This is a genomic window from Nitrosovibrio tenuis (assembly GCF_900109785.1).
GTDB lineage: Bacteria > Pseudomonadota > Gammaproteobacteria > Burkholderiales > Nitrosomonadaceae > Nitrosospira > Nitrosospira tenuis_A.
The window spans coordinates 1-19,306 of record NZ_FOBH01000006.1; the positions used below are offsets into that span (position 1 = coordinate 1).

Annotated in this window: 17 protein-coding genes and 2 pseudogenes; 5 read left to right on the forward strand and 14 right to left on the reverse strand. The window is 54.5% G+C overall.

Annotation, left to right across the window (positions count from 1 at the left end; translation table 11 throughout):
* Nucleotides 1-183: 183 nt before the first annotated feature.
* Both BMX00_RS15035 and BMX00_RS08820 read left to right on the forward strand, forming a co-directional pair.
* The gene (locus BMX00_RS15035; protein ID WP_425433885.1) at nucleotides 184-312 is read left to right on the forward strand and encodes a transposase; all 129 of its coding nucleotides are present in this window, start codon (nucleotides 184-186) and stop codon (nucleotides 310-312) included.
* Between the two features lie 23 nt (nucleotides 313-335).
* Nucleotides 336-625: pseudogene (locus BMX00_RS08820) on the forward strand (transposase); the annotation flags it as partial.
* A gap of 22 nt (nucleotides 626-647) precedes the next feature.
* Here the strand turns inward: BMX00_RS08820 and BMX00_RS08825 are convergent.
* From BMX00_RS08825 to BMX00_RS08850, 6 genes and pseudogenes are all read right to left on the reverse strand, one after another.
* A pseudogene (locus BMX00_RS08825) lies at nucleotides 648-922 on the reverse strand (Tn3 family transposase); the annotation flags it as partial.
* A 302-nt stretch (nucleotides 923-1,224) separates the two neighbouring features.
* Nucleotides 1,225-1,551 (reverse strand): helix-turn-helix domain-containing protein, encoded by a 327-nt coding sequence (locus BMX00_RS08830; protein ID WP_218141525.1) that lies wholly within the window; start codon nucleotides 1,549-1,551, stop codon nucleotides 1,225-1,227.
* Nucleotides 1,552-1,594: 43 nt separating this feature from the next.
* A complete protein-coding gene (locus tag BMX00_RS08835; RefSeq protein ID WP_218141526.1) occupies nucleotides 1,595-1,837 on the reverse strand; it encodes a type II toxin-antitoxin system RelE/ParE family toxin in 243 nt (80 codons plus the stop codon).
* Nucleotides 1,838-2,034: 197 nt separating this feature from the next.
* Nucleotides 2,035-2,547, reverse strand: coding sequence for a TlpA family protein disulfide reductase (locus tag BMX00_RS08840; protein WP_177171819.1), 513 nt, complete (start codon nucleotides 2,545-2,547; stop codon nucleotides 2,035-2,037).
* Between the two features lie 4 nt (nucleotides 2,548-2,551).
* Nucleotides 2,552-3,805 (reverse strand): YihY family inner membrane protein, encoded by a 1,254-nt coding sequence (locus tag BMX00_RS08845; protein ID WP_090828669.1) that lies wholly within the window; start codon nucleotides 3,803-3,805, stop codon nucleotides 2,552-2,554.
* A gap of 30 nt (nucleotides 3,806-3,835) precedes the next feature.
* Entirely contained in the window at nucleotides 3,836-5,368 is a 1,533-nt protein-coding gene (locus BMX00_RS08850) for a 2-isopropylmalate synthase (RefSeq protein WP_090828670.1), read from the reverse strand.
* A 305-nt stretch (nucleotides 5,369-5,673) separates the two neighbouring features.
* Between BMX00_RS08850 and BMX00_RS08860 the strand changes: the two genes are divergently transcribed.
* On the forward strand, nucleotides 5,674-6,321 hold the full coding sequence (locus tag BMX00_RS08860) for an SCO family protein (RefSeq protein WP_245727975.1): 648 nt from the start codon (nucleotides 5,674-5,676) through the stop codon (nucleotides 6,319-6,321).
* 84 nt (nucleotides 6,322-6,405) lie between these two features.
* A complete protein-coding gene (locus BMX00_RS08865; protein WP_090828672.1) occupies nucleotides 6,406-7,227 on the forward strand; it encodes a cytochrome c oxidase assembly protein in 822 nt (273 codons plus the stop codon).
* Nucleotides 7,228-7,333: 106 nt separating this feature from the next.
* Here BMX00_RS08865 and BMX00_RS08870 read toward each other — a convergent pair whose 3' ends face one another.
* The 5 genes from BMX00_RS08870 to coxB all read right to left on the reverse strand — a co-directional run bounded on the left by BMX00_RS08870 (nucleotide 7,334) and on the right by coxB (nucleotide 13,195).
* On the reverse strand, nucleotides 7,334-8,623 hold the full coding sequence (locus BMX00_RS08870) for a cytochrome c (RefSeq protein ID WP_090828673.1): 1,290 nt from the start codon (nucleotides 8,621-8,623) through the stop codon (nucleotides 7,334-7,336).
* Nucleotides 8,624-8,722: 99 nt separating this feature from the next.
* Nucleotides 8,723-9,184: a hypothetical protein gene (locus BMX00_RS08875; protein ID WP_245727977.1), complete on the reverse strand. Its 462-nt coding sequence runs from the start codon at nucleotides 9,182-9,184 to the stop codon at nucleotides 8,723-8,725.
* 18 nt (nucleotides 9,185-9,202) lie between these two features.
* Entirely contained in the window at nucleotides 9,203-9,802 is a 600-nt protein-coding gene (locus tag BMX00_RS08880) for a cytochrome c oxidase subunit 3 (RefSeq protein WP_090828675.1), read from the reverse strand.
* The gene (gene ctaD, locus BMX00_RS08885; protein ID WP_090828676.1) at nucleotides 9,795-11,783 is read right to left on the reverse strand and encodes a cytochrome c oxidase subunit I; all 1,989 of its coding nucleotides are present in this window, start codon (nucleotides 11,781-11,783) and stop codon (nucleotides 9,795-9,797) included. The genes BMX00_RS08880 and ctaD overlap by 8 nt, the downstream gene beginning before the upstream one ends.
* Nucleotides 11,784-11,932: 149 nt before the next feature.
* On the reverse strand, nucleotides 11,933-13,195 hold the full coding sequence (gene coxB, locus BMX00_RS08890; RefSeq protein ID WP_245727979.1) for a cytochrome c oxidase subunit II: 1,263 nt from the start codon (nucleotides 13,193-13,195) through the stop codon (nucleotides 11,933-11,935).
* Between coxB and BMX00_RS08895 the strand changes: the two genes are divergently transcribed.
* Nucleotides 13,180-13,680 (forward strand): hypothetical protein, encoded by a 501-nt coding sequence (locus tag BMX00_RS08895; RefSeq protein WP_143053073.1) that lies wholly within the window; start codon nucleotides 13,180-13,182, stop codon nucleotides 13,678-13,680. The genes coxB and BMX00_RS08895 overlap by 16 nt on opposite strands.
* On the opposite strand, the gene BMX00_RS08900 is transcribed toward BMX00_RS08895, so the two are convergent.
* From BMX00_RS08900 to BMX00_RS08920, 3 genes are all read right to left on the reverse strand, one after another.
* A complete protein-coding gene (locus tag BMX00_RS08900; RefSeq protein WP_245727981.1) occupies nucleotides 13,661-15,538 on the reverse strand; it encodes a thiamine pyrophosphate-requiring protein in 1,878 nt (625 codons plus the stop codon). The two genes, BMX00_RS08895 and BMX00_RS08900, sit on opposite strands and share 20 nt — an antisense overlap.
* 508 nt (nucleotides 15,539-16,046) lie before the next feature.
* Entirely contained in the window at nucleotides 16,047-17,708 is a 1,662-nt protein-coding gene (locus BMX00_RS08905; RefSeq protein WP_090828678.1) for a hypothetical protein, read from the reverse strand.
* Between the two features lie 931 nt (nucleotides 17,709-18,639).
* The gene (locus BMX00_RS08920) at nucleotides 18,640-19,095 is read right to left on the reverse strand and encodes a hypothetical protein (protein WP_143053074.1); all 456 of its coding nucleotides are present in this window, start codon (nucleotides 19,093-19,095) and stop codon (nucleotides 18,640-18,642) included.
* Nucleotides 19,096-19,306 lie beyond the last annotated feature (211 nt).

Here is a 19,306-nt window from a genome sequence, read left to right on the forward strand (position 1 = left end):
CGCTAGTGGGTACCGCAATCCATTTTTGGCGGCCCAAATCAGCTACATCTGACTTGGAAGGCGCAAAAAGATCCTGATTTTGCCGCTTTCTCCCCAGGAAAATAGGAGGATGGGCTGACCTGCTAAGAATTTTGTGGCCATCCACTGAGTGAGTCTTCATGTTATTTTTACATGAAGGCGAAGATGAAGAAGCGATTTAGTGAAGAGCAGATCATAGGAATATTGCGTGAAGGAGAAGTTGAGGGGGCGGTCATCCGAGACATCTGCCATAAGCACAATATGAATCGCCCCGGAATTTATAGACACCTTTAAACTTGAAGCGACAAGGAGGTGTCATGAGCAGCAAGCGTTATAGTGAAGAATTCAAGATTGAGGCGGTCAAGCAAGTGACCGAGCGAGGCTACCCGGTGGCGGAAGTTGCGCTCCGGTTGGGCGTATCACAGCACAGTCTGTATGTGTGGCTGAAGGACTATGGCCACCCGGCGGATGTTCGGCAGGAACAGCAAAGCCAAGCTGCCGAGATGCGGCGTTTGAAGGCCGAGTTGAAACGTGTAACCGAGGAGCGCGACATTCTAAAAAAGGCCGCGGCGTACTTTGCCAAGGAGTCCCGGTAAGGTACGCGTTCAACCGGTCAGGTTGATGTGCTACCAGCCCAGCGGCGACACGTGTGGTAGCAGAGTGTCATTCACGTCCTTCCTCGGTTCTCGCAAGGTCTGCGCCACCCGTTCCAGGTAGATCGTGTTCCACAATACGATGGCGGCGACCCACAAGGTTGAGGCTGCTCGCGCGATAACGCTGCTTCTCAAAACTGCGGCCATGGATTTCGCCTAGCCGGTTCAGGAACACGGCGCGGGCCAGGGAATCCTTTGCTTTCGCCCTTGTTCAGGCCGACCTGCACCCGGCGTCGCAGGTCTAACATTTCCTTAGGGTCATGAAACAGTCAGATCTTAACGTACTTTTTCCGTTTCGTGAGCACGTTGAACGCCGCTGAGTGCGTCCGTCTCGTTCTTTTTGCCATCTTCTGCTCCATTTCCTCGCCCTGTAGGGCAATCAAAGGTAGCAGACTCTCCACTTATCGGCTTATTAAAATTTCCGGTACCAGCTCTGATATGCTCCAGCCCAGCGGACAAAAGGGAACCATTTTGCTACACAAGTAAAGTATTCATGAAACCCCTACCCGCGTTAGGCGCGGTGTTGTCGTAAACTTTATAAATTCTGGTCAGATCAGCGCCGGTTGCGACTCAAGCGGCTCGCCCTTGTAGGGCGCGACCTTGATCTCCCCTTCCCGCTTGCGGGCCTAGGCAATGTCGTAGCTGTTCTGCATCCGCATGAGCGTATCCATCGAAATGCCAAAGGCCTTCTCGATGCGCAGCGCCATTCCGATGACAGGTATGCGCGCTCGTTGAGCAGCGTCGAAAGCGTTGCCCGCGTGACACCTAGCACATCGGCCGCACCCGTCACGGACAGGCCCAGCGGCTCGATGATCTCATTCTTGATAAAGCCGCCGGGATGGGCCGGGTTCTTCACGCAAATTCCTAGATTTGCAGCCATGGCCACCTCCTAGTGGTAATCCTCATAATCGAGGTCGATGATCTCAATCTCTTCCTGGTCGATCCGAAACGTCATGCGCCAGTTCTTGGTGACGAACAGGCTCCCATGCCCCTTTGCGGTCGCCGGTAAGCTGATGGGCTTTCCAGCTCGGCACCGTGCGCAGCTCGTCTTCCTTCTCCATGTCCTGGAGGAAGGAAACCATGCGCCGGATTTTGGCTATGACGGCGGGCTGTAGCCCGCTGGCATCATCGTTTTCGATGAAGAACCGTAATCCTTTATGGACCACGTTCTGATCTTCACGATTCAGGCTAGGCTACCAGAAAAGGTGTTCGGTGTTTAGTGACGCCATACACTACGCAGCCAACCCCTGCCAAGCCAATCGGCCTGCTTCGGCGAAAATATATAGTTATAGCTGCACCTTATTCTAGTCTTTTGACCATGCTTGCGGCTCGCGTGGCCGCCTACCGGCACTTGCGCGCGGGCTTATCTGTATTTTTGCTGCCGCGTGTCGCTCGGCCGCTGCTGATTTGGAGGATTTCTTGAGTATTCCCGCATGAACTCCTCCAGACTTTCCCGGGAAACCAGTCCAACCTTATAGACTGCCGGATTGCCATCAGGATCGAACACATACGTAGTGGGCAGCATCGACACCGGACCGATTTGGGACGCCGTTTTTTTATCGCCCAATACGACCGGATAGGAAATCGACATCGATTTGACATACTTCAGCACGGTCTTCGGATCGCGGTAATCCATCGCGATACCAATCACCATCACATCCTTGCGGCTTTCATAGAGCGATACCAGATCGGGAATCTCCTTCAGGCAGGGCGGACACCACGTGGCCCAGAAGTTTATCAGTACCCACTTGCCCTTGAAGTTGGAAAGCGTGAGTTTCTTGCCATTGGTATCTGTAAACGTAAAGCCCTTTGCCTGTGCGCCGATAGGCAACAACAGCAGCAGGCAGAACAACACAGCAAGGGAGCGTCGTATCATACTGCTATTGAAGAACAGCCTCGGTTGAAATCTGTGGAGAATCTTGAGGAACCGCCTCCGCAAAAAGCTGCGACAGCGGCACGTCCATTTTCTCATTCATTGCGGCAACGATGCCATCAAGCAATCGCTCCAGCTTTGCATTACCCGCTGCCGCGGCACGTGCTGCTTCCGGGCGGAATGTAAAGAGGCGGTAAATATCGGCCACCATGATTTTATCAGGGTCCACTATCTGGACCCATCCACCTGTTTTGACCTGCCGGACGAGATTGGCTTGAACCATTCGCTCCAGTATCGGCTCGATCTCTTCGAAACCTAGATCCAGCCGCTTCTGCAGGCTGCAATAGGTTTCAACTCTTCCGTCCCGTAATGCTTCTCCCAGTGCTTGCAGCAAACGCAAAGCGTCGAAAAATTGCTTTCCCTGCGCTGTTGGGTCGCGCCGCCACGCGCGAAAGCGCCAACTCGAAAGCGAGGCGGCAATCACCGCGCCGAGTAACACCATCAGCCAGGAAAGATAGACCCAGAGCAAAAAAATGGGAACGGTGGCAAACGCGCCATACACCGCCTGGTAAGTCGGGAAGTGGGAAATGTACAACCCGAAAACTCTTTTCATTATCTCAAACCCGACCGCCGCTGCCACCCCGCCGGCAATTGCGTGACGCAACAAGACCTGGCGATTAGGTACGATCAGATAGGGAATTGAAAATGCAATGCTTGTCAGCACGAGCGGCGCCAATTGCAGAAGCACAACGTTAATGCCGGGAATATCCTGGGTTAATCCCATCGAGATTCCGATCAGCCAGGAAGTAAGAGACAGGCTTCCGCCTATCAATAGCGGTCCGATGGTCAGAACGGCCCAATAGATCAGCACGCGATGCAATAGCGGGCGCAACCGTGGCACGCACCAGATGGCGTTCAATGCCTTATCGATCGTCAGCATCAGGGCAATGGCCGTTACGCCCAGAAAGAATGTGCCGATAGCTGTGAGCTTGACCGCATTGTCGGCGAATTGCTGCATGTACACTTCGATTGCCCGGTTTGCGGCCTCCGGCACCATGGTGGTGAGAAGGAAAACTTTTATTTGGGTTGAGTAGTCACTAAAAGCCGGAAATGCCGCCACTACTGACAAGGCAATCGCTATAAAAGGCACCAATGAAAGCAAGGTTGTAAAGGTCAGGCTGGCCGCGACCTGGGTGCAGTTATGCTGGAAAAAACGGATCAGTACATAATGCGTGAAATCCAGAAATCGCGCAGATTTCATGAGTTACGGGCCATCGGAAAATTGGCTACCCTAAACCTGAGGGTGAGCCCGCTCCAGCTTGCTGTGCAGCTTATTGAGCGCGCTGAGGTATGCTTTGGCTGACGCCACCACAATATCTGTATCCGCCCCATGGCCATTGACGATGCGTCCCGATTTTTGGAGCCGCACGGTGACTTCACCTTGCGAATCGGTACCGCTGGTGATGGCGTTAACCGAGAATAATTGCAACTCGGCGCCGCTGATCAGAATTTTTTCAATTGCGCGAAATGTCGCATCTACGGGACCGCTTCCTTCGGATTCCGCGCGCGACTCTCTCCCATCTTCCGAGATGACCACATGGGCATAGGGCATTTCGCCCGTTTCGCTGTGTGCTATAAGCGAGAGAAGCCGGTAATGTTCCTGCAGGACCATGGCTTCGTCCGAAACCAGTGCATGCAAATCCTCGTCGAAAACATCATGCTTCTTGTCCGCTAGTTCCTTAAAGCGCATGAAAGTGGTATTGAGGGCTTCTTCCGAATTGAGCTCGATACCGAGCTCGGCCAGCCGGGTGCGGAAAGCATTTCGGCCGGAATGTTTGCCAAGCAGTATTTTATTCGCGCCCCAGCCGACATCTTCAGCACGCATGATCTCATAGGTTTCGCGGTGCTTGAGCACGCCGTCCTGATGTATGCCGGATTCATGGGCGAACGCATTTGCTCCGACAATGGCTTTATTGGGTTGTACCGGAAAGCCGGTGATTCCCGAGACCAGCTTGCTTGCCGGTACGATATGTACAGCATCGACGCGTGTGTCGCAGGGGAAAAAATCCTGGCGAGTGCGCACTGCCATCACGATTTCCTCCAGGGCAGCGTTGCCTGCGCGTTCCCCCAAGCCATTTATCGTGCATTCCACCTGCCGCGCTCCATTTGCTACCGCAGACAGCGAATTCGCCACCGCCAGCCCCAGGTCATTGTGGCAGTGTACGGAAAACACCACCTTATCCGAGTTCGGTATGCGCTCGCGCAGCGTACGGATGAGGTTGCCGAATTGCTCAGGCATGGTGTAACCGACGGTGTCCGGAATGTTCAGGGTTTTGGCTCCCGCATCGATAACGGCTTCCAGCACACGGCAGAGAAATGTGATATCCGAGCGGCCCGCATCCTCAGGAGAAAACTCTACATCGTCCGTGTATTGGCGCGCCCATTTCACCGCCCTGACCGCTTGCTCCACCACCTGATCGGGTGACATGCGCAGCTTCTTTTCCATATGAATGGGCGACGTAGCAATAAATGTATGTATGCGCGACGCGCTGGCACCTTGCAATGCCTCACCGGCACGCCGGATATCGGCTTCTATCGCACGGGCAAGGCCGCACACCGTACTTTCCTTGACCGAGTCAGCCACTGCCTTGACTGCTTCAAAGTCGCCGTTGGACGCGGCCGGAAATCCGGCTTCAATTACATCCACGCGCATGCGCTCCAATTGCCTTGCAATACGGATCTTTTCCTCCCTGGTCATCGAAGCGCCAGGGCTCTGCTCGCCATCACGCAAAGTGGTGTCAAAAATAATTAGATGATCTTTCACGGTTTTCTCCGCTTGAGAAAGGATACCCGAACTGTGATACAGAACCAGAAACAGATTCCGTCAATGCAAAACTCGAAGAGGGGGTGGGTAGTTAGCGCGCGGGGCGCAGCAGCGGCCTTGCCAGGAGCGGCAAGCGAGGCAAAAAGCGGGGCGGGCAACGATAACCGGCATGCGTCATACTCGGAATATAAAAGGTTTCACACGTTCGTGCAAGAACTTTCCTGAGCCAGTTCAGACGTTCCCTGCATACCTCCCTGGCTGCTATATTGAAAGCATATCGAGGATAACGGACTGCGTGAACAATAATGCACCCGAAATTAAAAAAGCGCGAGCGCGAGGTGGAAATGAGGCTCTCCCGGGCGGGTGTGCCGCTACGCCGCTATATTCTGAGCATGACAATAGCGCTCGCGCTAAGCGGTTGTATTGCGGAAAAACCCTGGCATGTGGAAGAGGTTACGGGACACTTGCCGGATCTGAATTTTTCCCTGACCTCTGATCACGGCAGTACCGTGACAGCAAGCACATATGAGGGCTACCTGTTATTGATGTACTTCGGGTTTACACGTTGCACTGCCGAATGCCCTGTTTCGATGGCACGCCTAGCGCACGTCATGCGACTCCTGGGGGACGATGCGAACCGCGCGCGTATCCTGTTTGTCACGCTTGACCCCCGACGCGATACGCCGCAGATATTGCATCGTTACGTCACCCAATTTGATTCCGAACATGCGGTCGGACTGACGGGGACGATAGCCGATATCGAACGTCTTACCAAACAATATCGGGCAGCCTACCGCCCTCGCTCCAGAATTGATGAAGCGGGGGATATAGAGCATGGCGATGCGGTGTATATTTTTGATACAAAAGGTCAAGCACGCCTGCTGGCGACATCCTCCGACTCGGACGAGAGTTTGGCGAAAGACCTGCAGCGTCTCATCAAGACCAATTACTAGATGGCCCCATGCTTGAAGTAAGGCTCAGCCTTATGGCAAGTTCCGGACCCAAAGTAGCGGTACAATTTCTGGAGCGAACCAATCATGGATATGTTGTACTGGTTCACCCCTTGGGAGGAATCCGCTTTGGTTGCCGTCGTGGCAGGCACTGCGGCCATCCTATTCTTGCGCGGTTGTGGCAGAAGCCATCCACGGCTTCAGCAGAAATTGTATTTTTGGACAGGACTCATTCTCCTCTACCTCGTTTCCCATACACAGTTCGACTATTACGCCGAACATCAATTTTTCATTCATCGGCTTCAGCATCTGGTATTGCATCACCTGGGACCCTTTCTAATCATTTTGAGCAGCCCCTGGTCGACGCTTCTTGCGGGCATGCCTCATCCGGGAAGACAACTGTGCGCTCAAATAGCCGAATGGAAGCCACTCCTCTATTTGGACCGGGTTCTCTGCAAACCCATTATTGCGGTGACGCTATTCAGTGCGCTCATCGGTTTCTGGCTATTGCCTTCCGTACATTTCACCGCGATGATCGACTGGCGCTTGTATCGCTTGATGAACTGGAGCATGTTTATAAACGGACTGATGTTTTGGGGGATCGTCCTGCATCAGAGGCCCATACTGTCCGTCCGCCTGACGCCGGGTTCCCGTATCGCCATGATGCTCGCCGTGATCCCGCCACAAATCGTGCTGGGAGCACTGATTTTTTTTGCTACGCGGGAAATCTACCCGATCTACACCATTTGCGGCCGAGCTATTGGCGGCGTGAGTGCCATAGCAGATCAGCAAATCGGAGGAATAATTCTATGGATTCATGGTGCAATGATGAGCGCCATCGGCATATTGATTGTGGCTCGCAATGAACTGATGCCAGGAAAAGCGCGGGAACAGGAGCAGCCGGGCTGACAAGGCGCGCCCCCCGCAGTTCATTTTCCATGGCAAGCGATCAGCCTGAGCTTATGCCCCAGATGCTGGAGTTAAAGACTACGAAAGATTAGGCTGCCCGCATAGCTCATTTTTGCAACGCCTCTCGTAACAAATACACATCGCGCGTCGTTACCGGGGATGCTGTATTGCCCCAGTTGTTGCGAACAAAGGTAAGGACCTCCGCAATCTCGCGGCTGGATAATTCTTTTGCGTAACCGGGCATTTCCTTCGGTTTCGGCCCGTGTCTGGTCGCCGGGCCTTTGCCCCCTTCCAGCATGAGGCGGATCAGGGAAGTGGAATTGTCGGATAGCACCATGGGGCTGCCGGCAAGCCGCGGAATCTCCGGTGTCTTGCCTGTACCGTTATCCCTATGACATTTGGCGCAGAATCCGGCGTATATACCCGCGCCGGGGCGTTCAAACGCATCGACCGGAAATCCAGTCGAGATCTTCGAGACAGGTGCCGCTTGGGTTAGATAGGATGACCTTCCCTTTCTGGCTCTCAATGACTTGAGATAGTGTGCGATTGCATCCAGGTCTTCTTTTTGTAAATACTGTGTGCCATTTTCGATAACCAGGACCATGCTGCCAAATGCAACCGTATGACTATTGTGGCCTGTCTGCAGAAACGTGGAAATCTCTGTTTCGGTCCATCTGCCCAGGCCGGACGCGCGATCTCCGGTCAAGTTACCTGCAAACCAGTTCTCGATTACCGCCCCGCTCAGGTATTCTGTTGATGATTCGGAATACGCCTTTTCCTGATAGGCGAGACCTCTAGGAGTATGGCAGGCGCCACAATGACCCAGCGCTTGCACCAGATAAGCGCCGCGATTCCAGTGCTCGTTGCGGTCGGTACGCGGTTGATAACGTCCGTCCTTAACGAACGCCGCGTTCCAGAATCGAAACACCCAGCGCTGATTGAAAGGGAAGGGTAATGCAGTCTGAGGCGGCCTCTGGCTGACCGCTTTGATGCCGTTCATGAAATAGGCATAGAGCGCCTCAACATCGCTGTCCAATATCGCCGTGAAGGAGGGATATGGCATGGCTGGATAAAGACGTCTTCCACCTTTCGCGACCCCATCACGAAGCGCGCGGCTGAAATCTTCATAACTATAGTTGCCTATACCGAATACCGGATCAGGTGTGATGTTGGTCGAATAAATGGTCCCGAACGGCGAGTTGATCGCCAGCCCACCGGCAAAAGGCGGGTGACCTGGCCCGGCGGTATGGCAACCCGCACAATCAGCAACCTTGGCCAGGTAGGCCCCGCGCGCCACCAGATCAGCTTCCGCGGCCTGAGCGGTTGCGGCGACCGCGCACAGGACAATCCATGAGCAACCAGCAGCTTTGCGCTGCATCCGGCTAATCGAATCCATAAAAGCGACTCCCTGATACGGTCCGGGTAAGGACTTGATGGGCCTCGCCCCCGCATAACCTTCATTGTATCCGGGCCTGAAAACCTGGAATCCGCCTCCTCAAATCCAGGCGCTACAAGGCGGTACCAAAAAAATTGCGCAACACGTAAATACAATCGCGACGATAAATAAAGAACTCGACATCATTCCCAGCATTGTCAGAAACCGTGTCTGCCCTTCGTCAACCCCGGCGTCAGGATGCCCATTTGCCGCTTTGGTAATCACCACTGATCCATTGCGTATTTGCCGCCATGAAGTCCAGGCCACATATCCGGACAGTAAACCAGCTGCCAGACAAACCAGGCTGATTACAGCAAGAATCAGAGGCAACTCGACCCAGAGCGGGGCCGAAAGCGGCACTTGGCGCGGATAGCAGGCATAAGCCGCGATCGGTTCGCTCAATGACATCTGCATGACCCAGGCCACGGGTGCGCCAAATAAGCTAACCAGCGTTCTGCCCATCGGATAGCGATGAGGAGAGCGATGTTTCGCTGAGACGTTTTGTTTAACGGAGGGACTCATTTCCAACACAGCGTCTCTTTAAAGGTATGGAAACAGATATAAGGTTGAAAAAACGAACAGCCAGACAACGTCCACGAAATGCCAGTAAGCTCCGCCAATGGTCATGGCCACGTAACGTCTGCTATCAAAATAACCCAGCATTGCCCATACCAGGAGGAGTAACAGTACGGCCAATCCTATGATGACGTGGGCCATATGAAATCCAGTGATCGTAAAGTACAGCGAACCATATAAGTCCGTGGTCATTCCGTAAGGCTTGTTACGCCATTCCATGAGCTGAATTGCCACGAATGCGGTACCCAGCACAATCGCGGCTGTCAAGCCCGCGATACCCCGGCCCGTTCGGCTTTGGTGAACACCGCGCTCTCCAGCCCAGACACAAGCGCTGCTCGCAAGAAGAATAAGGGTATTGGCGCCCGGAACGAGCAGGCTGGGCAAACCGTCTGGGGGCCATGTCTGCTCGGTTTGAGCTGCCAGATAGAAATAGCAGAACAACAGATACCCGAACAGGCAGGCTTCTGTCACGATCAATGTCTGCACCCCCCACCACCCGCCCGAAAGTTTCCCGGCACTTCCCACAGGCAACCGTTCACTCTGGAGCTGTACTGGCTCAACCATTGTTATCTCCTTGAGGCATTGCGCGCTGAGCGAGCGCTTTTCTGGGCCACAGCCATACGATCAGCGCCAGGCTTCCGGCGATGGCAGTTGCGGCTGTGAACAGCCACCAATGCAGAAGCAGGCCGACAAACAGCAGCGAAATGAACAGGCCGAGAAAAAAAGGTGTGGAGGTGTCATCCGGCATTTTTAGGATAGCCAATGGCTTGGCATCAATCGGAGAGGTACTGATTGCCTCGCGCCCTTCAGCAAGCAAAAGACCTTCCTTGAAATTGGAACGTCCTCTGCCTTCATCCAGCCGATCCTCCCATAACGGGTGACGGCTTGCCACAGTGGGAATTACGGCAAAGTTGTATGCGGGCGGCGGCGACGATGTCGCCCACTCCAGCGTTGCCGCATCCCACGGATTCGGGCCAGCCAGGGCTCCTCGCTTGAGACTTACCACGACATTGACTAAAAAGATAAGGACGCCAATTGCGAACACAAAAGAGCCGATTGAAGTGATCATATTGACGCCATCCCATCCCATCCGGGACGAATAAGTGTAAACGCGCCGGGGCATGCCCAGCAGACCCGCCCAATGCATGGGGAAGAACCCCACGTTGAAACCGATGAACATGACCCAAAAGCTCAATTTTCCAAGCGTCTCGTCCATCATCCGGCCCGTGAATTTTGGGAACCAATAATAGATGCCCCCTACCACGGGGAAGACATTAATACCGAGTAAAACGTAATGCAGATGGGCGACTATAAAATAGGTTTCGTTAAGCTGCCAATCGAGCGGTACCGCCGCTGTCATCACGCCGGACAAGCCGCCGATCACAAACAGCATGACAAACCCGGCAAAAAATAAAAACGGCGTTTTGAACACAGGTCTTCCCAGCCAGATGGTCGCAATCCAGGCAAACACGGCTATCGAGCTCGGGACTGAGATCACCATGCTGGCCGCGCCGAAGATCGACAACGCAACGGTCGGCAAACCGGTTGCAAACATGTGATGGATCCAGACCTCAAAACCGATCAGCATGACGGCCATGGTAGCCAGTGCCATCGCGGTATAACCTACCAGCGGACGGCGGCAGAATGTCGGCAATGCATCGGATACAATACCCATGGCCGGAAGCACGATGGCATAAACCCATGGATGGCCGAAGATCCAGAACAAGTGCTGCCAGAGCAGCGGTTTGCCGCCGTTGGCGACATCGAAAAAATGCGTGCCCATCTGCCGGTCGAGCCATAACAGAAAAAATGCCAGGCTGACAGAAGGTATTACCAGAAGATTGGCTACGGACGCTGTGAGCGTGCCCCAGACCAGAATCGGCACGCGGTTTATTGTCATGCCGGGCGCACGCATCCTGAAAAGTGTCACCACGAAATTGGCTGATCCGACGGATGTGGATATGCCTAACAGCACCATGCCGAGTGCGAAGACATCAATGTTCGGGCCCGTGTTAAACGTGGGCCCTGAAAAAGGGACGTAGTTGAACCAGCCTCCGTTCGGCGCCTGGCCAAGGGGAAAACTTACGTACATGAAGATGCCGGCGAACAGGAATATCCAATAGGAAAAAGCGTTAAGCCGGGGGAAAGCCATATCCCTTGAACCCAGCAATAGCGGCCAAAGATAATTTGAAAACCCCGACAGTATCGGCAGGGCATACAGAAAAATCATTGTCACACCGTGCATGGTGAAAAGCTGGTTATATTGTTCCGGGGTCAGCAATGTCTGATCGGGCCGGGCCAGCTGGATACGTATGAGCAGCGCCTCCAGACCGCCTATTATCAAGAAGATGAAAGCGGTAACGATGTACCGCAAACCGATGGCTTTATGATCCACGGTCGAAAGCCATCCACGCCATCCAGGTTCCGATTCCCACGTTCTGGCGAGCTGTACTTCGATGTCGGAACCAGGCGGCGCGCAGCCAATCTCCGGCACCCGGGCAAGATGGTCATCGATTGGACGTTCGGTGATATCAGCGCTAGCCATGGCTTATCCCGGTATCTGTCTTTAACCTAAACCCGGCAGTTGGCTTCCGTAGCGAGCTCATCATGAAGGTGAAGGTCAGGTATCGAAAGAGGGCTTTGTAGATCATCGCGATAAACTGAAAAATGAGCGGTCAACTGCCGGATTTAGGTTTAATCCAGCTTCGATAAAAATGTTGCGAGTGCAGAGCTTTCGGCTTCCGACAAGCTAATGCTTGGCATGCGCGATCCCGGCTTGAACTGTTGCGCATGAATGATCCAATCCATCAAATGGTCGGGTGTATTGGTCAACAATCCCGCCGCAAGCCTCCGCCTCGATTTCAAGTGGGTCAGATCGGGCCCATGAGTACCGCGAGCCTTGGTGCCGCGAATCGCATGGCAGCCGGCGCAACGGTCCATGAACAGTTTGTATCCGGGGTCCTCATTCGATACGGAAGGCAATAATGATGCTGGCCGGCGCTGAGTATCGCGCCATTTTTCAAACTCCTGGATATCTTCCGCAATGACTTCGAAACCCATGTGGGCATGGCCAGCGCCGCAATATTGTGCACACTGTCCCGTGTAGGTGCCGGGCGCGTCCGCCTGGATCCATTTCTGATTCATCAGGCCCGGAATCATCTGTGTTTTTCCAGCGAGTGTCGGCACCCAAAAGGCATGAATGACGTCGGCGCTTTTTAATTTGATGAGAACGGGCTGGCCCACAGGGATATGCACCTCGTTCGCGGTAATAAAGCGTTGTGCCGGATCGGAATGTTCATACTCGACTTTCCACCACCAATCGTATCCCGTAACGGTCAATGTAACGGTCGGTGCCTCGGGCGGCTTGGCAACGGCATTCAGTACCATCAGCGAATAAACCACCAGCCCGATGAGGACGAGGGTCGAGATTCCCGTCCCAATATACAGCCACTCAAGCCCTTCGCCTTCGCGGCCGATCGCGCGTGGATCGGCGGCTGGACGTTTACGGCGAACCGCCATGATCAACAGCACAGCGATAATGAAACAGACCGCGGCGCATACTCCAACGAGTACCCAGCCAAGGTACATGGTCGGGCGGGCCGCAGGGCCATAACTGTGCAAAAAATAATTCAATGGAGCATCCAGCGTCTCGGCCATGCATGCGCCCGGAACGGCCGTCAGCCCGGCCACGGCCGCGCCGAACCCGCGCCCGCCTGTTAGTGTTGAGCCGGGCCAGGGCCTCGCTTCACCGCATTCATCCAGGGATTCCGGTGGAGGTGGATTCATGCTTTGACAGGCCCGAACCGCGGTTTCGACGCTGTTTGAGCTGGATGTTGCAGCCGCAACGGACCGAGGCGCCAAGGTAAAGGCGAGATCAAAGGTGCCGTCTGTGTATGTGTACCCCGCTTCGAGGTTCGTCTTGATCGCGAACGCCGAGGCGTATGGCTCGTCATGCATGGGATCGCGTGGATTCGAGGAGCAGTTCCATTCAGTATAGTAAATGCCTTGCAGTGCGCCACGGTGTGAATGCCTGCCGCGTCTTCCGCACCACACTGCGCGGATTTTTCGAGAAACGGTTTCGAGGTCGTCGCACGCGGCGCCATGCGAGCATGGTCGCATCAGACCGTATCTTCCCAGCAGTGCGGCAGATCGATCGTTGGTGCAGCAAGGTCACAGCTGACTCCAGGGGGCGTGGGAACAACCTCATCAATTCCTCGCGTGCCCGGACAGGCAATCGTGCTCATCAAGGCAAGAGCAGCCTAACGGGAATCGAAGCGGCGGGTAGGGCCGCAGGATGCTGGGAACGTCGTGTCGAGGTTGCGGTCGGAATAGAAAAATCGGATACCGATACCCGGGAGATGCGAAGCATACTACCTCCCCATCGCGGCCGGGCGGCGCCTGTGTTCGTATGGGAATCCGTTTTTAAGCGAAAATCTGCTTGACGGATGACTTTATGATTCCGGGTGAATCGGCATCGCCGTGCAATATTGCCGACGCATACGCTTTCGCTTGCTTGAATGTGATGTGTGGCGGTAGAGGCGGCACGTCCGGATCGGTATAGGCTTCCAGAACCACCGGACGGTCGGCGCCTAAGGCGCAGCCCCAGGCACTGCCGATTTCTTCGGGACGGTCAACACGGATGCCCCGCAAGCCGATCATTTCCGCGTATGCCGCGTAGGGAAAGTCGGGAACATCCTGCGATGCTTCGAATTTCGGGTCGCCTTCCATGGCGCGCTGTTCCCAGGTTACCTGATTCAGATCGCGGTTGTTCAGCACCATCACCAGTAAATGCGGATTACTCCAGCGCCGCCAATACTTCCCGACGGTGATAAGTTCATTCAGGCCGTTCATTTGCATTGCACCATCTCCGGCCATTGCAATGACCGTCCGGCGGGGGTGCGCGAACTTGGCCGCAATCGCGTAAGGTACCGCCGGCCCCATGGTGGCCAGTCCACCTGAAAGCGATGCCATCATACCTTGGCGGACTTTCAGATCGCGCGCATACCAGTTTGCGGAAGAGCCGGAGTCACAGGTGAGAATGCAGCCGTCCGGCAGGCGCGGAGACAGTTCCCAGAATACTCTTTGTGGATTGATGGGGCTGGCCGGCGCCATGGCGCGGGCCTCCATCGTCTTCCACCACTGGGTTATCTCATCCTCGATTTTTTTACGCCAGGCGCGGTCATTCTTTCGTTTCAGTAGCGGGATAAGTAATCTCAGCGTTTCCGCGCTGTCTCCGACCAGATTCACTTCCATGGGATAGCGAATACTCATCATGCGGCCATCGATATCGATTTGCACACCGCGCGCCTGACCTTCCTCGGGTAAAAATTCGGAGTAGGGAAAGCTCGATCCGATCATGAGCAGCGTATCGCACTGCATCATCATGTCATAGCTCGGCCTGGTGCCCAGCAGTCCTATCGATCCAGTTACAAAGGGCAGGTCATCCGGAACCACTGCTTTTCCAAGTAAAGCTTTGGCAATACCGGCACCGAGCAGATCGGCAGCTTCCAGGACCTCAGGTGTGGCCTGCAGCGCGCCAGCGCCCACCAGCATCGCGACTTTCGAGCCGGCATTGAGGGCGTCGGCGGCGCGCTGTAGATCTTCCGGCCGAGGTATCACGCGGGGCTCCTTGTATCCAATTCCAGAGTGGATCGTACCGTGCTCCCGCGCGGGTTTTTCCGCATCCATCTCCTGGATATCATTGGGTACGATAATGCAACACACGTTTCGCTCAACCTGGGCGATGCGCATGGCGCGGTCAAGAATGTGGCGCATTTGCTCTGGCGTGGATACCATATGGACGTATTCGTGCGCCACGTCCTTGAACAAGGAGATCAGGTCGACCTCCTGCTGGAAGTTGCCGCCCAGCGCGGCGCGTTTCTGTTGGCCGACGATGGCGACCACCGGTTGGTGATCGAGTTTGGCGTCATATAAGCCGTTTAGCAGATGAATTGCGCCTGGACCGGAGGTAGCCAGGCAAACACCTACTTCGCCGGTGAATTTCGCGTGCGCACAGGCCATGAATGCGGCCATCTCTTCGTGCCGCACCTGTACAAAATCAATTCTATCAGGGGCGCGGTTCAGTGCACCCATGATCCCGTTGATGCCATCTCCCGGATATCCAAAGATGCGTTTGACTCTCCACTCGGATAAGCGTCGCACTAAAAAATCGCTGACATTCTCCTTCATTGCCATCTCCTCTGTTGCTCCTTTAGTCCGGCAGAACATCGGAACGACCTTTAATGCATCGCCTTGCGCTTCTATTCGGCTCGTTTTCAGACGCGAGTTCCCCGCGGACATGTATGATGCTGACGGTATGTATCCTCCTGTCAGTTTCTCAATGCATTACGGCCCAGGCGCTTTACGGGGTTTACGGCAGAGTTTGAGCCGCTTGAATTACAGTCCGTACAATTAGGTATCAGGTGGACATCGATCCATGAATTCAATACTACGCCGCGAATCCAGTGTTTCTGTGCGCTAGCCCACTCATACGTCTTGTCTTGAAATATTGAAAATAGATATTTCAGCGCGTACTGCGTAGCTGATCATTTACAGGAATATTTATGGCCGACTACATGTCATCAACATATGGCGGGCGGATAAGGAGAAAAAACAGGACAATGAGGCCCGGGATGACACCGCTCCCGGCCGCGAATAGAGGGGCGCATGCAGGAAAGCTGGGAGGGAGAAGAACTTGCGTTAGAAAATGCGGAGGGCAATGCGCAGGAAAATGATTTAGCAGGCCTGGACTGCCAGGCCTGCCTGAGAGCAAATCGAAAAGCGAATGTCAGATGAGACTTTTTTGAAATCAGAAAGCAATCTGGTATTGCAGGACGAACTGGCCTCTATTGGAAATCTTGTATCCGTCATTGTTGAATACCGGCCTGTTCTGGTAATCAAACGTGACCTTGCTGTTGTGGCCCTTTATCAGCCAATTTATGCCCACGTTGAAAACGTTTACCTGGTTATGCAGAGCCTGGTAGTCTGCGCTCGTCCAGGAGAAGTAGGGCATCAACTGCCCGTTGTTGCCGCCGAGCAAGTCCTTGGCCATCAGATAGCCGATCTGCCCGTAGAAAAGCTTTCCCGTTCCAAACATCGGGAACGCGTTGCCTCCGGTAGCGAACGGTGCCGTACCGCCCGTGGCCGGAGCCATGCCAATGCCGTTCATGCGCAGGTAATTCGGGCCGTAATTTGTGTCGAAAAAACCCAGATAAGCCGAGACGGCGGTCTCCTTGACCTTGTCCACCGGCGCATCCAGGTAGAGCGCCAGCGACCAGATAGTCATGTCGTGGAATTTGACGTTTGTTTCGCCTACTTCGGCGCCACTTCCATTCAGTATTGGGGTGCCCGTCCACGTTGCCCCCTTCTGAGTGATGAAGCCGCCTTCAAGGTTAAATACGCTCTTTTTGCCCAGATAGGTTCCCTGCCAGTAGGGGTTTGTCATGGGCTCGGTATCCCAGAAGTTGATGGCGTAGAACCCTTGGTAGCGCTTGTGATGCCCTTCCCGAGAGAACTGAGCCATGGTGGGCGAGATGGTCTCGAAGGCCGTGCCTGAGGTATTGATGGGGAACGGATCGCTGGCGGTGAACCGGTAATTGAACATGCCGATCTGACCACGGAGATAAACACTCAGGCTTCTGTTGAAGATGTCGGTCCGGTCGGCGGTGAACTGGGCGAACAGCGGAATATCCATGGTCATGATCGTGCTGACGCTGGGGCTGCTGAAGCGGGACACGCCATTGGCCATGACCAGGCCGCCGCCCACGATCATCTGATGGCCCTGGGTCAGGCGCAATTCACCAAACGCATCGTGAAAGAATGCCTGGATCTTCCTGTTGCCGACAGCCGTATCTACACCATTGTGCTGGGTACTGGCATCCTGCGTAAGAAAGTTGAAGTTGTTCATCCCGTACTGGGTATAGAAATACACCCGGTCAGTCAGTTGACCCTGTAACACGAAACGGGTTCTGCGCAGCCCAATATCGGTCGTGTCTGTCACCGGGTGACCCAGGACCTGCGAACCTGGATTGTTCTGCTCATACCGTAGCCAGACCTGGTTCAGGAAGCCAAATTTCAGGTACTGGCTTCCATCCGGATTCAGGTTCCACTTGAATGGATCAGGTGACTTCCAGTTTGCGTAACCCATTCCCGAGGGTGTGGGAGCGGGAGCTGGACCGCCGGCGGCAATAGCTCCCCCGGCCTGACTGGTAGCGGGCAATTCGGCAGCTTCACCCGCCCCGGCCTTGGGAGCAGGTTTTTTATCCGAAACCTTTTCGAAGGACCCCATGCGCACCCGTCCTTCACCGGGTTCCGAGTAAATCTGTTTAGTTTTGGTGTCCACATAAAGATCGATGACATAAGCCTTCGAAGACGCAGCATCCGAATCGGCGGATGTCGGCTTATCCTGTGCATGCAGGGGAACTGAAAGTAAACAGCCTGACAGTAATAACAACGGAGCATGACATTTCATTACGATCTCCCTGATCAGAGTTATGCTATAGGTTTAATTAGTTATATTGATGAAAAGTAGGGAAAGCTTGATCCTATTGGTCAAAATAGCATGGGAGGTGTCAAAAAACCGTCAGGGGACGGTGAAAAAAACGTGACAAATACGTGAGTTAAATGTGACGGAGAAGTGAATTATTCGTTGACGATTTCTTGCAGCCGGGGATATGCAAAACCACTATCTCGGTAGTGTTTTTGCCTGATAAGGCATTAATGGCGCTGTGGGGGGCAGGGGTTGTGGAAAAGGCGGGCTGGGGTGCGGCGGATTGCCGCGCATGCGCGGAAGAATGGGGTCTGAACTCGAGCGAAACCGTCGTTATCCTCCGGCTGCTCCCCCTGCTGAAATATTGGTGTCCACGTCAGGATCCGGACCGCACCAGTCAGGTCCAGATAAAATCCTAACGATCTTGTGGAGAAGGCCTTCATTCTCCGGTATTGGCGGTGCGCACGAGCGGCGCGTCTGCCCTGCCGTGGCCCAACCCGTCGAAGAACCCGGTTGATCAGCTGCCGCCTGCCCCGAAGCCGAACCTCTATTTTCGGATGGCGAAACTTCCTGGCCTGTGGTTACGGCTTTTTGACCAGGAGGAGTTTCCGTTACTGAACTGGCGCGGCCGGGCATCGTGACGCTACCCCATTCCGACGTACCTCCCGGTGATTGGGATACGCATGCAGCACAAAGAAACAGTGTTGCGCACAGGTAGATAGCTCGGGCTGTGGCGTGCTTAAGGGAAGCAGGAAGCATAAGGAAGCAGGAAGCATAAATTCTTCTTCCCGCGAATGCTTGAAAAACCGTGATCACCCGCCTGAGGCCCTCCATAGGATTTGTTCGAGGCTTTGTTCGGAATTCGCATTTCTCAACAATGAAATTCAATCAACTCCATTATTCAGTGGGACAATCAGCCCCCTGCGCCTCCCGCCGCAACATTGTCGTCCATGTCACGGTTAGGCCCGCGTGGCGTGTCAGGTCCCCACAATATTCTGCCCAATTTGCAGAGAAAGTCCTCCTGGCCAGAAGCGGCATCCCTGCAGGTGCTATACCCCTGTCTTGCGGACGACCATGTTCCCCCGGAGCCTGCCTGATCGGAACGGGCGGGCCCAGAGGCGGAGCTACCGAAAATTCTCGAGAACCAGTTACCCCGATCCGGTGCGGTTTCACTCCACCCCGCTGCCGGCTGGCCAGCCGCTGAGCTGGTCTGTGCAGCGTTAGCTTGTGCAGGGGTGGACTGCGTTCCCGTGCTATTTTGTGTAGCCGCGCCGGCCTGTGCATGGGCTGCATTTGGCACGGGTAAAAGCATGATGCTCACAAGTGCGGCGGATACTGCAGAGTTTCTCAAAATGGGAATACGGTTCATAGTGGTCCTCTCTGATTGTTACGCCCCACAGCAAAGCAAATAATACCGCATGAATACATTATGCGTGAGCGTGGAGATAGCGAGCTGCCTGTGACACTATTCAATACTAAAGACACAGCAAGAAGCTTTCACCTCCGGTACTCAAGCATTATGGAGCCGGTGGCATAACATATCGGTTTCGATATGCGGCCGTCAAGTAATCAACGCTTAT

Excerpts from the sequence above, each read along its gene's own strand:
- BMX00_RS15035 (WP_425433885.1), top strand. The coding sequence starts at position 184 with ATGAAGAAGCGATTTAGTGAAGAGCAGATCATAGGAATATTGCGTGAA.
- BMX00_RS08830 (WP_218141525.1), bottom strand. The coding sequence starts at position 1,551 with ATGGCTGCAAATCTAGGAATTTGCGTGAAGAACCCGGCCCATCCCGGC.
- BMX00_RS08840 (WP_177171819.1), bottom strand. The coding sequence starts at position 2,547 with ATGATACGACGCTCCCTTGCTGTGTTGTTCTGCCTGCTGCTGTTGTTG.
- BMX00_RS08845 (WP_090828669.1), bottom strand. The coding sequence starts at position 3,805 with ATGAAATCTGCGCGATTTCTGGATTTCACGCATTATGTACTGATCCGT.
- BMX00_RS08860 (WP_245727975.1), top strand. The coding sequence starts at position 5,674 with ATGCACCCGAAATTAAAAAAGCGCGAGCGCGAGGTGGAAATGAGGCTC.
- BMX00_RS08865 (WP_090828672.1), top strand. The coding sequence starts at position 6,406 with ATGGATATGTTGTACTGGTTCACCCCTTGGGAGGAATCCGCTTTGGTT.
- BMX00_RS08870 (WP_090828673.1), bottom strand. The coding sequence starts at position 8,623 with ATGGATTCGATTAGCCGGATGCAGCGCAAAGCTGCTGGTTGCTCATGG.
- BMX00_RS08875 (WP_245727977.1), bottom strand. The coding sequence starts at position 9,184 with ATGAGTCCCTCCGTTAAACAAAACGTCTCAGCGAAACATCGCTCTCCT.
- BMX00_RS08880 (WP_090828675.1), bottom strand. The coding sequence starts at position 9,802 with ATGGTTGAGCCAGTACAGCTCCAGAGTGAACGGTTGCCTGTGGGAAGT.
- ctaD (WP_090828676.1), bottom strand. The coding sequence starts at position 11,783 with ATGGCTAGCGCTGATATCACCGAACGTCCAATCGATGACCATCTTGCC.
- BMX00_RS08895 (WP_143053073.1), top strand. The coding sequence starts at position 13,180 with ATGGCTCGTCATGCATGGGATCGCGTGGATTCGAGGAGCAGTTCCATT.
- coxB (WP_245727979.1), bottom strand. The coding sequence starts at position 13,195 with ATGCATGACGAGCCATACGCCTCGGCGTTCGCGATCAAGACGAACCTC.
- BMX00_RS08900 (WP_245727981.1), bottom strand. The coding sequence starts at position 15,538 with ATGTCCGCGGGGAACTCGCGTCTGAAAACGAGCCGAATAGAAGCGCAA.
- BMX00_RS08905 (WP_090828678.1), bottom strand. The coding sequence starts at position 17,708 with ATGAAATGTCATGCTCCGTTGTTATTACTGTCAGGCTGTTTACTTTCA.
- BMX00_RS08920 (WP_143053074.1), bottom strand. The coding sequence starts at position 19,095 with ATGAACCGTATTCCCATTTTGAGAAACTCTGCAGTATCCGCCGCACTT.